At 44.1% G+C, this 13,160-nt stretch carries 12 protein-coding genes; 5 read left to right on the top strand and 7 right to left on the bottom strand.

Translation table 11 applies throughout. The features are described from left to right. Positions 1-7: 7 nt before the first annotated feature. Genes HRR27_RS04015 through HRR27_RS04005 form a run of 3 tightly spaced genes read left to right on the top strand, consistent with a single transcriptional unit; the run spans position 8 to position 2,316 of the window. Positions 8-901 (top strand): tetratricopeptide repeat protein, encoded by an 894-nt coding sequence (locus tag HRR27_RS04015; protein ID WP_173271136.1) that lies wholly within the window; start codon positions 8-10, stop codon positions 899-901. An 18-nt stretch (positions 902-919) separates the two neighbouring features. Next, on the top strand, positions 920-1,759 hold the full coding sequence (locus HRR27_RS04010; RefSeq protein ID WP_173271134.1) for a DUF5718 family protein: 840 nt from the start codon (positions 920-922) through the stop codon (positions 1,757-1,759). After that, positions 1,756-2,316, top strand: coding sequence for a DUF1415 domain-containing protein (locus HRR27_RS04005; RefSeq protein WP_173271132.1), 561 nt, complete (start codon positions 1,756-1,758; stop codon positions 2,314-2,316). Before HRR27_RS04010 ends, HRR27_RS04005 begins: the two co-directional genes overlap by 4 nt. Before the next feature lie 4 nt (positions 2,317-2,320). Here HRR27_RS04005 and HRR27_RS04000 read toward each other — a convergent pair whose 3' ends face one another. After that, positions 2,321-3,070 (bottom strand): nitrilase-related carbon-nitrogen hydrolase, encoded by a 750-nt coding sequence (locus tag HRR27_RS04000; protein ID WP_173271130.1) that lies wholly within the window; start codon positions 3,068-3,070, stop codon positions 2,321-2,323. A 361-nt stretch (positions 3,071-3,431) separates the two neighbouring features. On the opposite strand from HRR27_RS04000, the gene HRR27_RS03995 reads away from it, so the two are divergent. After that, positions 3,432-3,983, top strand: a complete 552-nt coding sequence (locus HRR27_RS03995) for a heme NO-binding domain-containing protein (protein WP_173271128.1) — start codon at positions 3,432-3,434, stop codon at positions 3,981-3,983. Between the two features lie 9 nt (positions 3,984-3,992). Then, positions 3,993-5,402: an ATP-binding protein gene (locus tag HRR27_RS03990; protein WP_173271126.1), complete on the top strand. Its 1,410-nt coding sequence runs from the start codon at positions 3,993-3,995 to the stop codon at positions 5,400-5,402. Positions 5,403-5,621: 219 nt separating this feature from the next. On the opposite strand, the gene htpG is transcribed toward HRR27_RS03990, so the two are convergent. The 6 genes from htpG to tadA form a co-directional block, all read right to left on the bottom strand. Then, complete coding sequence (gene htpG, locus HRR27_RS03985; protein WP_173271124.1) at positions 5,622-7,514, bottom strand: molecular chaperone HtpG; 1,893 nt, start codon at positions 7,512-7,514, stop codon at positions 5,622-5,624. A gap of 205 nt (positions 7,515-7,719) precedes the next feature. Then, a complete protein-coding gene (locus HRR27_RS03980) occupies positions 7,720-8,637 on the bottom strand; it encodes a hypothetical protein (RefSeq protein ID WP_173271122.1) in 918 nt (305 codons plus the stop codon). A gap of 475 nt (positions 8,638-9,112) precedes the next feature. Continuing rightward, a complete protein-coding gene (locus HRR27_RS03975) occupies positions 9,113-9,691 on the bottom strand; it encodes a hypothetical protein (protein WP_173271120.1) in 579 nt (192 codons plus the stop codon). Positions 9,692-9,720: 29 nt separating this feature from the next. Next, entirely contained in the window at positions 9,721-11,796 is a 2,076-nt protein-coding gene (locus tag HRR27_RS03970; protein WP_173271118.1) for a chemotaxis protein CheA, read from the bottom strand. 10 nt (positions 11,797-11,806) lie between these two features. Further along, entirely contained in the window at positions 11,807-12,382 is a 576-nt protein-coding gene (cheD, locus tag HRR27_RS03965) for a chemoreceptor glutamine deamidase CheD (RefSeq protein WP_173271116.1), read from the bottom strand. A 253-nt stretch (positions 12,383-12,635) separates the two neighbouring features. Next, entirely contained in the window at positions 12,636-13,154 is a 519-nt protein-coding gene (gene tadA, locus HRR27_RS03960; RefSeq protein ID WP_173271114.1) for a tRNA adenosine(34) deaminase TadA, read from the bottom strand. Between the last annotated feature and the right edge of the window lie 6 nt (positions 13,155-13,160).

The following is a 13,160-nucleotide window of genomic DNA, read 5'->3' as shown; positions in this document are numbered from 1 at the left end:
AACTGCGATGAACGAAGCATTTATTGCCGACATCAATAGTGAAAACTTTTCAACTCTCGTTGTTGACGCCTCTATCCGCTTACCAGTGGTTCTAATTTTTTGGCACCCTGAGCACGCCGAATCAGTGCAAAATGTCGAAATTTGGGAAGCATTGGCAGAAAAATACCCTGGCAAATTCATCCTTGGCAAACTGCAGATTGAAGAGCAAATCATGCTCAGCACACAGTTTGCCGTGGACGAATCCAAACTGCCTTACGCCAAGCTGATAAAAAACGGTACCGCCTATGGGATTCTCAATGAGACCATGACCGAAGAGGTGTGCGAAAGCTTTATGCGCCCACATCTTGAAGAGAGTGAGACCGACCGCTTACGCATACAAGCGAAACAGTTCGCGGCGCAAGGGGACACAATCGGCGCTTTTGACTGCCTGAAACAAGCCAATCAACTCGAACCAGAAAACTACAACATTCTGTTTGATATGATCGACTTCTACCTCAAAACCGGCCAGACCGACGCGGCACGGGAAATCTTCAACGGCCTAGGCGAAAACGTGCAAAAATCAGCCCAAGGCAAACAAGCAGAAGCGATATTCTATTTTTCAGAATTAGCGAATGATGGGCCGGATATTCAAACCGTACAACACATTTTGCAGCAACAAGGGGTACAATCGGCACAGGGACTGGAAGCACTGTTTCAATTGTCATCCATTTTGATTCTGCATGGCCAAGAAGAATCCGGTGCAGAAGCTTTGTTAAAAATTTTGCAAATTTCACAGCAACAACCAAACGACACCAAATCTAAAGCGCAAGCCTCTTTTCTAAAGCTATTAGCGATTATCGAAATTAAAGCGCCGCAAAAAGTCCCGGGGCTTCGTCGTCAGATGCAAAATCTGCTGTTCTAAAGCACAAAAGGAAAACGCATGGATTTAAGCAAAGTACTTGGATTAGGCATCGCCGGAAACTTTGCCGGCCACCTTGAACAAGCTGGCGAAACACCGGATTTTGTTCATGTCAAAACCGACAGTGCTTCAGCACCGAAAGGAATTTTTCCATTTTATGTGCCGCATTCAACCGGGCGCTTGGGAATCTATCCTTTTAGTGACACACAGATTATTCTACCGGCCGATTTAGGGGATAACGCCCATTTACAAGCCGAACCAGAAATATGTGTCCTATTTGCCGTCACCTATCAGTTTGGCAAAATTGTCAGCTTGCAGCCACAAGCATTTAGCGCTTTTAACGACTGCTCAATTCGCCGGCCTAATGCGCGTAAAATCAGCGACAAAAAAAACTGGGGCGCACACTCCAAAGGGTTGAGTCAACAGTTCATCAAACTCAACAACCTTGACCAAGGTGGCGTATTGGACGATTATCGCATAGCCTCTTTTTTAAAACGTGATGGCACGATACACACGTATGGGATTGACAGCGCCGTCGCCAGTTACTGCTACTTTCATCAGCAACTACTCGACTGGATGAAAGATAAATTTAATCATCAAGCGAACTTTGGACCTTTAGAAAATCTTAATCAAATTATTCATGCCGCTGGTTTTCCAAGACAATTTTTAGTTTCACTGGGGGCAACTCAATACAGCGAATTTGCCCAACAACATTTTTTACAAGCCGGTGATGAATATCTGCAATTTGTCTATCATGCAACAGATTACTCTGCCAGCCAAATCCAAGAACTGGCCAAAACCGATGTCCAGCGCCTTGACAATGCCTCTTTGCTTCGCCAACACATAGTGAACCCTTTATGAAATCAGAACACGATATTCACCAACAGCTTGAGCACTGGCTTGAGCAGGTGGTCATCGGCTTAAACTTATGCCCGTTTGCCAAACACCCATGGCAAAAAGGACAAGTGCATATAGCAATCAGCCGAGCAACCAACGATGCTGACTTATTAACCGATTTAGCCACTGAAATTACTGACTTATTAGCGCGCCCTGCCGCAGAACGCGATACCACCATCATCGCCGTGACTGATTATTTACAGACATTTGAAGACTACAATCAGTTTCTCGATTGGGTAGATGCTTTATTGGCACAACAAAACTGGCAAGGCGCAGTGCAAATTGCGAGCTTTCATCCACATTATCAATTTGCCGACACCGCTGCAGACGATGCAGAAAACCTGACGAATCGTGCGCCCTATCCGTTGCTCCATATTTTGCGTGAAGCCAGTTTGGAAAAGGCTTTACAGCATTATCCGGAAGACCCTGAAACGATTTTTGCCAACAACATCGACACGGTGCAAAACTTAACCGATGAACAGAAACGATCTCTGTTTCCGCATCTTTTCTCGTCTAATTAAAAACTTAATAATCCGCCAAAAAATCAAATTTTTGGCGCTGTTGCGCAACCTCATCCAAATCAATGATGACTTGCGCAATCGACTCATTCGCCAGTTTCGTTATCACCACCCCATCGGGATTTATCACCATCGAGCCGCCAGCGTAATGCAGCCCATTGCCATCCTCGCCGATTCGGTTAACCCCAATCACAAAACATTGATTCTCAATCGCTCGGGCTTGTAATAATGCCGACCAATGCGCTTGGCGCTCTTGCGGCCAATTAGCCAGCACCACCATCATCTCTATCTGTTGTGCAGGCGCTCGAAATAATTCCGGAAAACGTAAGTCATAACAGACAAACAGTGCGGTTTTTACTCCGGCAACCTCAACGATGCCGGCCTGCTTTCCAGCCTGATAGACCTCTTGCTCTCCTGCATAGGTAAAACAGCGCTGCTTTTGATAACGCAACAAAATCTGGCCATATGGATTGACGGCCAAAGCGTTATTCTGGAATGCTGTATCATGCTTTTCAGCCACGCCAGCAATAATTGACTCGTTGCGCTGCACAGCTAAATCCTGCAAAAATGAAACGACCGAATATGACTCGACAAATTGCTGCGGCTGCATTGAAAAACCGCTAGCAAACATCTCTGGCAGAATTAATAAATCGCAGGTCGGAATTGATGCCAGCTGGTTTTGCAAGCGCTGGCAACTGAGCTTTGGCGCTTGCCAATCAGGCGAAAACTGGCAAAGTGTTATGCAAATTTTAGACATTTCGTAACTCAACATTCGTGGACATTTACTTATAACGGATGGCGTTGCTGAGCATTCCAGCGCCACGCGAAAACCAAAGTGAATGTATTCACTTCTTCTTAGCATAAAACCACCGCTAAAAATCAACAACACAATCAGCTAGGTTTTCTGCATATTTTTTTAACGCCCTAGTGAAGGCAAGCTAAATTCTTCTTTATATGGGGCTAAGTTGCCAACAGAACTTGTGTAAAATCAAAAGTTAATTGATAGCAATTCCTATTCATTTATCCTATAAAATCGAGCGGTTTAGAACGCCTCTGAAATCGTCTCTATGCTAAGCTGATAAAACTAAATTATTCAATCAACCCTTGGGGATTCAACAGTGAAAGGTATCGTTTTTTCAGAATTTATCGAATTGGTTGAAGATAAGTTCGGCCTAGAAATGGCTGATAACATCATCGAGGAATCAAATCTTCCTTCTCAGGGCGCCTACACCCAAGTCGGCACCTATGATCATACCGAATTAATTACCTTAGTCGGCAAACTCAGTGAACACAGTGGCATTGCTGTGGAAGATTTAGTCACACTTTTTGGGGAACACCTGCTGCAACGATTTTTAGCACTTTATCCACAGTTTTTTGAAAACGTGAATAACTGTTTTGATTTTCTGGATACCATTGAAAACAAAGTGCATATTGAGGTCAAAAAGCTCTATCCAGAAGCAGAATTACCCTCTTTTGATAGTCAACAAAGTGGACAAAGTATGCAGCTTATTTATCGCTCTAACCGTCCTTTCTCGGCACTCGCCTACGGTTTAATTCGCGGCAGCGCAAGCTATTTCAAGGAAAACATCGACATTGAAATGGAGGATCGTTCCAGCGATCATAAAAGCTTTGTGGTTTTTACCCTAACAAAGAAAGAAGACCATGCCTAAGGGGGCTCAATGAGTGCGCCATCGCCAGAACACCTTGCCGAGCTAGAAAAGTCACTGGCACAACTCGAGCGCCGTTTTGAGCGTGAAAAGCGCGCACGTAAAGAAGCCGAGCGTCTCTTAGAATCGAAGTCACTCGAACTGTATCAAAGCAATCAATCCCTTCAAGCGTTGAGCCAATCACTGGAAAAACAAGTCATTAAACGCACGAAAGAATTGGAAGCAGAAAAAAACAACGCGATATATCTAAGTCAAATCAAATCGAAATTTGTCGCAACGATGAGCCATGAAATCCGCACCCCTTTAAATGGCATTATTAGCGTTTTAGACTTGCTGAAAGTAGACAATGGCGATGATAAAACCCAACTTCTAAGCATTGCACAACACTCTTCTAAAACACTGCTCAATATTATCAATGACATTCTCGACTTCTCAAAAATCGAGGCTGGCCAGATGCGGATTGAAACAATCACTTTTGACCTGCGCAAATTACTACACCAAATCCATTTAAGCTTTATGCGCCGCGCGCACCTCAAAAATATTGAAATTAATCTGCATATCGACAAAGAAGTACCGCAATACGTGCACAGTGACCCAACGCGCATTACGCAGATTCTCAACAATTACCTCAGCAACGGCATTAAGTTTACTGAATTCGGTAGTGTGCAATTGAATGTCATGCAACAAGCGCAGTGGATTAACTTCTCCGTATGTGACAGCGGCGTAGGAATACCACAGGAGAAACTCGACTTACTGTTTAAAGATTTCTCACAAGTCGATACCTCAACCACCCGAAAGTATGGCGGCACAGGATTGGGATTAGTCATTACTAAGCGGATTGTTGAAATCATGAACGGTAAAGTTCATGTCAGTAGTAAACTGGGTAGCGGCTCTTGTTTCAGTGCGATTTTACCGCTGCAAAGCGCCGATTATTTCGAAGGCGATGAATACGATTATTCACGCACCACACAGGTTCTAAATGAACACTTTAATGACGCCTTAAATCTACAAGAGGAAGGTCACAGCGAGGTATTGAAATCTGATAAAGCAAAAAGCAAGGGGCATATTTTGCTGGTCGATGACAATGCGGTCAACCGTCTGGTGGGTGAAAAAACGCTTCACGCCTTAGAGTTTGAAGTGACCCTTTCGCCAAGTGGCTTTGACGCGATTGACAAATTATCTGTCATGCACGATTACGATTTAGTGCTGATGGACTGCCAAATGCCGGAGATGTCAGGTTACGATGCCACGCGCATTCTACGCAGTAAAAATTTGCATTTACCGATTTTGGCGCTAACCGCGAACAGCTCTGAAGAAGACCGTAGCATGGCCTTTCAGGCAGGCATGGATGATTTCATCTGCAAACCTTTTTCAATTGACACGATAAAAAGTATTTTGCAGAAATTTCTACCGCACTCTTGATAAAAAAGCGGCGCTGAAACTGGGTTTCAGCGCCGCTTTATCTTAGAGATAGGCAGAATAAGTCTCAATTAACTTCAACGAGAAGTAATCCTTGCAAGCCTCTCCCTTAGGGACTTTGAGCAATTCAACTGCACTGTGTTGCGTGTCCAGTCAAATTGTTCTGTGCTTGAAGGCATTTGGAATTATTCTGTGTCTCCCTTAACCTTAAATATGTGTTGATCACATTACTTCGGCTAACAAACTGTTCATTCGTTTAATAAACACGCCTGGCTCAGCCAACGGTTCACCGTCAGCAAGTTGAGCTTGCTCTAACAAGAACAATGCCCATTGTTGCAACTTATCGGCATCTTCCATCTGTTCAAGCTTTTTCACAAGCACGTGTTCTGGATTAAGTTCCAGTACCGGTGGCTGCTTAGGCAGCGATTGCCCCATCTGCTCCATCATACGCGCCATATGGGAAGAAATCCCTCCCTCAGCCGTCACCACACAGGCCGGAGAATCTGTTAAGCGATGCGTAATGCGAACATCAGAAACGGCATCCGCCAACGCATTCTTAACTTTTTCCGTCAAGGCTTCACGCGCTTGTTTGTCTTCTTCAGACAGGGTTTCAGCTTCGTCTTCCGCCAGCTCTTTTAAATCAGCCGCGGTAATCGATTTAAGCTTCTTGCCCTCAAACTCATCAAGGTGGCTAACCAACCATTCATCAATACGGTCAGACAACAATAAAACCTCAATACCTTTTTTGCGGAACACTTCAAGATGCGGTGATCCTTTTGCGGCTGCGTGGCTATCGGCAACGATGTAGTAAATCGCCTCTTGCTCGTCTTTACAGCGATCAAGGTATTTTTGTAAAGAGACGGTTTGTTCCGCATCACCGGTGTGTGTTGTAGCAAAACGCAGCAACTTAGCGATTTTCTCTTTATTGGCAAAGTCCTCGACCAAACCTTCTTTTAAGACATTACCAAACTGTTTCCAGAAGCCTAGATAACGGCTTTGATCGTCTTCTTTGGCGATTTTAGCCAACTCATCCAGCACTCGTTTAACCGATGCTGAACGAATCTTATCAACCACTTTATTGCTCTGTAGAATCTCACGCGATACGTTTAACGGCAAATCCGCAGAATCAATCACCCCTCGAACAAAGCGCAGATAAGCGGGCATTAAATGTTCAGCATCATCCATAATGAAGACACGCTTCACATAGAGTTTTAAACCGTAACGGCGATCACGATCGTACAAATCAAAAGGCGCTTTTTCAGGGATATACAACAGCGAGGTGTACTCTAAAGTCCCCTCTACGCGGTTATGAATTTGTGTTAAAGGCGCGTTAAAATCATGAGAAATCGTCTGATAGAAGTTACTGTAATCTTCTTCTGAAATTTCTGATTTTGGCTGAGTCCACAATGCTGTCGCTTTGTTAACCTGCTCAAATTCAGCGGTTTCTTTCTCTACTTTTGCTTCTTCATCCCATTCTGTTTTGAGCATTTTGATTGGGAAATTAATGTGATCAGAATAAGTTGAAATGATATTTTTCAAACGGAAACGGTCAAGAAACTCGTTCATATCTTCTTTGATATGCAACGTAATCGAGGTTCCTTTGCTGGCTTTTTCAACGGTTTCCAAGGTAAATTCGCCTTCGCCTTTCGAAACCCAGCGCGTTCCGTCCGCAAGCTCTGCACCAGCTTTACGGGTCTCTAACACCACTTCATCGGCAACAATAAAGGATGAATAGAAACCGACGCCAAATTGACCAATCAAATTCGAGTCTTTTGCTTGATCACCGCTTAGGTTCTCAAGGAATTTTTTCGTGCCCGAATTAGCAATCGTACCAATATTGGCAATGACTTCATCACGTGTCATACCAATACCGTTATCGCTAATCGTAATGGTGCGCGCATCCTTATCAAAGCTCACCTGAATAGCTAACTCGGATTCTCCCTCATTCAGTGCGTCGTTCGACACAGCTTCAAAGCGTAATTTATCTAACGCGTCTGAGGCATTGGACACCAATTCACGTAAAAAGATCTCTTTGTTTGAGTATAGCGCGTGAATCATCAGCTTCAATAATTGATTCACTTCTGTCTGAAAAGCATGAGTTTCAGTATGGCTCATTCAATTTTCTCCATTCGTATTAGGGAAAGTTCATAAGGGGTAAACTGCTTAAAGATATGGAGACAGGCCAGATGATTTTCAAGGGCTAAAACAAAAAAAGCGCAGATTCAATTCAATGAATACTGCGCTGATGAACGGTGATTACCATTTTTGGGAAATGGCTTCGCCCACAATCCTAAAATTTTTTATATCGAGCGGAGTCCGATTACTCCGCCATGCTGACCTCTTTATTTTTCGCAACCGCCGTCAATGCCGCTGTAATATGATCAGGAGCAGACATAATACTCATAAAACTCCCATCACCGGTCATCGACAAACTTGGCCAGTTAATCGCGATACGGAATTTACCATTCAGCGCCATGACCTCATCACCGGATACCAAAATTTCATACGGGAAATGCGCGTTATGAGACGTCTCCTTTTTCAATTTTTGTGCAATGTTGCCGTCCGCCGCATCTTTATACTTCAGGGCTACGCCAAAGACAGTCATCTCTTTACCAGGAATATCGATACGATACACTTTTTGCGCACCACCACGGTTTGCGGCTAAACCGACCTCAACAGCTTTGACCGCTTCTGCGTATGAGCCATATTCAGCCAACTCGTCTTCATCATCAAAATAAGGCATTGCAAACATATAGTGATATTCACGTAAATCGTCCGCTTCTATGCCTTTTTTAGCACCAAACTGCTTAATATTCCCTAAGGCTTTTTCCATTGCGGTCTGCACACCGGTAATATCACCTTTCATCCGATACGCATTAAAATGATATTCGGGATTAGTGTAACTCACCTGTACGGTTCCAGCATCGCTGGTCACAGCGACACGTTGCATGGCACCAAAGCCACCATTTTTTGAATTGCCCGCCAAAGACTTCAATGCATCATTCGTAACGACAATGACATTGGTGCCATCGATTGGTGAGTACTTACCTACCACTTCAAAACCAGCAGAAGATAACGCTGATTCAGTCGAAGAAGTCGCCGCAGACAAGTCTCCGCTTGGCGTAGAGCCCATAATAAAGGGCATCATTGCTGCCGCCATCGCTGACAGCGGTAAGCCCATAAATGCAGCCCCAGCTGCCATTTTCGCGAATAAACCCGTTTTAGATTGTTGTTGCATTGTTCACCTCTGGTTTTGTTTTTATCAGTTGGAGCGATAGGACGTTGAGTTATTCGTCTATGCAAGCACATCACAAGTTTCAATGATTTCAGACACGCCAAAGTTCAAGTTTGCTAGGCGGAGAGTTGCAGGCATATCTCAATCTAACCTAAGTTTAAAAAAATCATCGCTGAAAAAAGTGAAGAGCTTAAATATGTGCTTCTTTACATGAGACGCCATATTTTTATCAAAAGTTTTTACCCTGCACAGCTTAAAAAATTTATCCATTTATAAAGAATCTAAAAAATGTCTCGCTAACTATACGTTCAGCAAAAATAAAGCGAAAACTAACAAAAAAAGCCTGCATTTAATCGAATAAACGCAGGCTTCTAGTCAATAACAACAAATAAGGTTATTAATATATTTTAAATTAGCCAATGCTAATAAAGCATATCGACAGGTCCGATTAATTCAGGAATACGCCGAATAAGCCCTCTTAAAAAAACTCAATTTCTTCCTCTTCTTCATGCTCGTGCATCCGTTGGCGCATGCGGTCTTTCATAATTTCAATGGCATCTTCAGCCGGAATCTGCTGATCAAAAATCAACTCAAACAGCTCCTCTTCTTCACGCATTGTCGTACCCTTGCGCACATTCTGCTTAAAGGCATCCCACTCTTCCGGACTTTTAACTCGCATCTCATGAGAGACAATCTCCGCTAAGCCTGATAGACCGCGTGAAACGTGAGATAAACGCTGGCTTAGCTTATCGTAAAACTGAAAAGCGATAATCGCTTGCTGCATTTTGCCGGATAACTCGCCGGTCTCATTCAATAATTGGCTTCGATGACTTTCCAATTCATCGCTGCCTTGGTCGGTTGTATCAATTAACTTTTGACTCGCTGCCTGTATCTGCTCAATATGCTGCGACATATAGGTAAAGGAATCGATTAACGTGTTCACCGAATTATCACCTTCGGTAATCGACAGATCGATTTGCGCAACCGACAAGTTTAAAACCAAAATGGTTTCTTGAACCTCTTTTGCGCCAAGCGAATAGTTATAAGTATTGTCCATTCATTATCCTAAAATTTTATTCTCGGCGCTTAGGCCGCGTGTAACTGCGGGTTACTGCCTTTATGATGATTCGCTAGGGTTTCGGTCACATCCAAAATCAACGAAACCCGCCCATCACCTAAAATAGTGGCGCCGGCGACACTGTCGATTTTCATAAAGTTGCTTTCTAAACTCTTAATGACCACTTGCTGCTGTCCAAGCAAGTCATCAACAAAAATTCCAGCACGCTGACCGCCATCTTCGATGACCACTAACAACCCTTTTTCTAAATCTTGTTGAGCATCATCTATCGCCATTTTTTTATGCAAACGAATCACTGGAATATAGCTATCACGTAACTTATAAAGCTCGGTTTCACCGGCAATGCCTTTAATCAACTTTTTATCAACTTGAATCGATTCGATAATCGAAACAAGTGGAATCACGTAGGTTTGCGAGCCCACACTACACAATTGACCATCCAGAATTGCCAATGTCAGCGGCAATCGAATCGTAAATACACTGCCGACGCCCATTTCGGTTTTGACATCCACCGACCCGCCCAACGATTTGATATTTCGACGAACCACATCCATACCGACACCGCGCCCAGAGATATCACTGATGGCATCGGCGGTGGAGAATCCTGGATGAAAAATCAAATCGATAATCTCTTCACGGGTCAAATGATGATCTTCTTCAATCACGCCTTTCTCAATCGCTTTACTGGCAATTCTTTCCGGATCAATACCTGCACCATCATCCGTAATCTGAATCAGAATGTTACCCCCTTGGTGGAAGGCCGCCATTTTAACGGTGCCCGTTTCGGGCTTGCCGGCAGCCAAACGTTTTTCTGGGTTTTCAATCCCGTGATCAATCGAGTTACGCACAATATGCACCAAAGGATCGGTCAATTGCTCCAACATAGTTTTATCCAACTCAGTGCCTTCCCCTTCCATCACCAAGTCAATTTTTTTACCTAGCTTTTGGCTAACATCATGAACAATTCGCGGCATACGGTTAAAAGCAAAACTGACCGGTAACATACGAATATTCATCACACTTTCTTGCAACTCACGCGTGTGACGTTCCAAATGCGTCAAACCTTCTTTTAACTTATCGACCCAATCACTTTTACTTTCAGCATCACTGCCCTCTTGTTCGGCTTGTTCACCAAACTGACTGAGCATAGACTGAGTAATAACCAATTCACCAACCAGATTGACCAGCTGATCAATTTTGCTTAAATCAACACGAATCGAGCCTTCCGCTTTTGGCGCTTTGTCAGCAGATTTGGCTGACTTGGCTTTATCTGCATCGACCTTGGTGGCGCTCGGTGCGGAAGGTTTGGCAACGGCAACAGGTTTTGCAGCTTCAACCACTGCAACTGGCTCAGCAGCTACCGGTAATGTTGCGACAGTAGGAGGTGTTATATGAATTTGGGCGCCATCACCATCAATCCATTCAAATACTTCGCGAATCGCGTCTTCAGTGACGTTCTCACCCTCTAGCGTCATCCGCCACGAGAGGTAGATATGCTCAGGGTTAAAGGCTTGAATTTCTGGCATTTTTTCAATATTAACTTGTACGCTCAGATTACCAATACTTTCGAGTTCACGAAAAATTCGAATTGGTTCATTGCCCGTTTGCAACAGCTCGATATCTGGAATGATGTCGATGATCCAAGCACCGCCAACCGGCGCTTGTGCCACGTCCTGAATCTCTTCTTCGGCAACCGCATCACCACCAAGAATCGACTCCATCCACTGTTGTACTGAAGCGGCGCGCTCTTCGTCAATCGGTTCATGTTCCTTGAGTTTTTCCAACATATCGCGCAATACATCAACGGCAGCCAACATCGCATCAACCGAATCTTGCGTAACCTCGCGGGAACCATCACGCATTTCATCCAATAACGTTTCTAATACGTGCGTAAATCCGGCAATCTCTGTAAAACCGAAAGTACCACTACCGCCTTTAATTGAGTGCGCAGCGCGGAAAATTTCGTTAATTTTTTCGTTATCGGGCACACCCGGCGGTAGATTAAGCAGACCGGACTCCATTATATCCAGCCCTTCAAAACTCTCTTCTAGATAGGTTTGTCGGAAAGTTTCCATCATGTCCATAGTCATGTCCTCAGAATAGTTCTACATCGCCTTCGACAGGTTTCGATTCGATATTGTGAATGTATTGATTCTCTTGCGCTGCAAGGCTCTCATTGTGCATTTTGTTCAGTCGACGTACCCGAGCGCGTCCACTATTCGGGTAATAAATCACTTTACGTGGATAAACATCGCCAATGTCTTGCGCGACGATTTTAAAGCCTTCGGTATAGATATAATCAAAAGCAAAACCAATGTTATACCAACCAATATTGGTCATCGATGCCATAATTCGACCACCACCAAACAGCTTAAACTCCAAGCGTTCTCGGCGCGCGCCTTTGGATAAAAGGGCGTTAACCAAGTTTTCCATAGCATAGTTTCCATAACGGTTTGCGTCGGAAAGTTCACCGGCACCGCTGGCTTTTTTATCGACCGGCAGCATGAAATGATTCATCCCCCCTAAACCGGCAATGGGGTCACGCACACAGGCCGCAATACAAGAACCTAAGATGGTTTCAATGCGCTCGTTGTCCTTAGTCACATAAAACTCACCGGGCAGTATTTTTACGGTCATTATCCCTTCTGCCGGATCAATACTTTTTTGCATAATGCTGTTTATTCCTACTGCAGCGAATCCCATTCGCCGTTTGACCTTGCAGACTAAAACTTTATGTTTCAACCATCAGAGTTGATTTTATGGCCGCTTAAAATGCTTGGCGTACACGATTTTTTTATTCAAAATAAACACAAAAAACGGGATTTTAAGGGCAACAAATCCGAAGAAGCGTTAAAAATATGAGGTTATATTCGCATTAAAGAAAGGGACGAGCAACCGAGAGCATCTGCTATTTTGTGATGAATCAAGTTTTGTTGGCTTTTGCTTGTTTTTGCTGTTTTTGCGCATTTCTTCTTTGTTTAAAGAACTGGCGAATCTTGTCCGCGCAGGCGCTTTGTAAAACCGCAGACTGAATTTGGCACTGGTGATTTAACTGAGGCGCCTGCAATAATTGAAAAACAGAACCTGCCGCTCCAGTGCGCGGATCCGGTGCAGCAAAAACCACGCGCTGAACCCGTGCGTGAACCAAAGCACCGGCACACATTGGACAAGGCTCTAAGGTCACATACAAAGTGGTATCGACCAGTCGGTAATTTTGCAAAACCTCGCCAGCATGACGTAATGCGACAACTTCCGCATGAGCGGTCGGATCATTGCACGTAATCACTTGATTCCAACCCTCGGCAAGCAATCGCCCTTCTGCGACAAGCACCGCACCGACAGGCACTTCGCCTAACTGCTCCGCTCGATCTGCCAATTCAAGTGCATAAGCCATCCAAAACTCGTCTTGCTCTGGTTGAGTTAAATTTTCGGGACACTGCATCTTTTA

Origin of the sequence: Thiosulfatimonas sediminis, from assembly GCF_011398355.1 — a bacterium.
Taxonomy (GTDB): Bacteria; Pseudomonadota; Gammaproteobacteria; order Thiomicrospirales; family Thiomicrospiraceae; genus Thiomicrorhabdus; species Thiomicrorhabdus sediminis_A.
The sequence above is the reverse complement of the archived record's forward strand: the minus strand, read 5'-3'. Positions and strand labels throughout refer to the sequence as shown.

Excerpts from the sequence above, each read along its gene's own strand:
- HRR27_RS03990 (WP_173271126.1), top strand. The coding sequence starts at position 3,993 with ATGAGTGCGCCATCGCCAGAACACCTTGCCGAGCTAGAAAAGTCACTG.
- HRR27_RS03980 (WP_173271122.1), bottom strand. The coding sequence starts at position 8,637 with ATGCAACAACAATCTAAAACGGGTTTATTCGCGAAAATGGCAGCTGGG.
- HRR27_RS04005 (WP_173271132.1), top strand. The coding sequence starts at position 1,756 with ATGAAATCAGAACACGATATTCACCAACAGCTTGAGCACTGGCTTGAG.
- HRR27_RS04000 (WP_173271130.1), bottom strand. The coding sequence starts at position 3,070 with ATGTCTAAAATTTGCATAACACTTTGCCAGTTTTCGCCTGATTGGCAA.
- HRR27_RS03975 (WP_173271120.1), bottom strand. The coding sequence starts at position 9,691 with ATGGACAATACTTATAACTATTCGCTTGGCGCAAAAGAGGTTCAAGAA.
- HRR27_RS04015 (WP_173271136.1), top strand. The coding sequence starts at position 8 with ATGAACGAAGCATTTATTGCCGACATCAATAGTGAAAACTTTTCAACT.
- htpG (WP_173271124.1), bottom strand. The coding sequence starts at position 7,514 with ATGAGCCATACTGAAACTCATGCTTTTCAGACAGAAGTGAATCAATTA.
- HRR27_RS03970 (WP_173271118.1), bottom strand. The coding sequence starts at position 11,796 with ATGGACATGATGGAAACTTTCCGACAAACCTATCTAGAAGAGAGTTTT.
- HRR27_RS04010 (WP_173271134.1), top strand. The coding sequence starts at position 920 with ATGGATTTAAGCAAAGTACTTGGATTAGGCATCGCCGGAAACTTTGCC.
- cheD (WP_173271116.1), bottom strand. The coding sequence starts at position 12,382 with ATGCAAAAAAGTATTGATCCGGCAGAAGGGATAATGACCGTAAAAATA.
- tadA (WP_173271114.1), bottom strand. The coding sequence starts at position 13,154 with ATGCAGTGTCCCGAAAATTTAACTCAACCAGAGCAAGACGAGTTTTGG.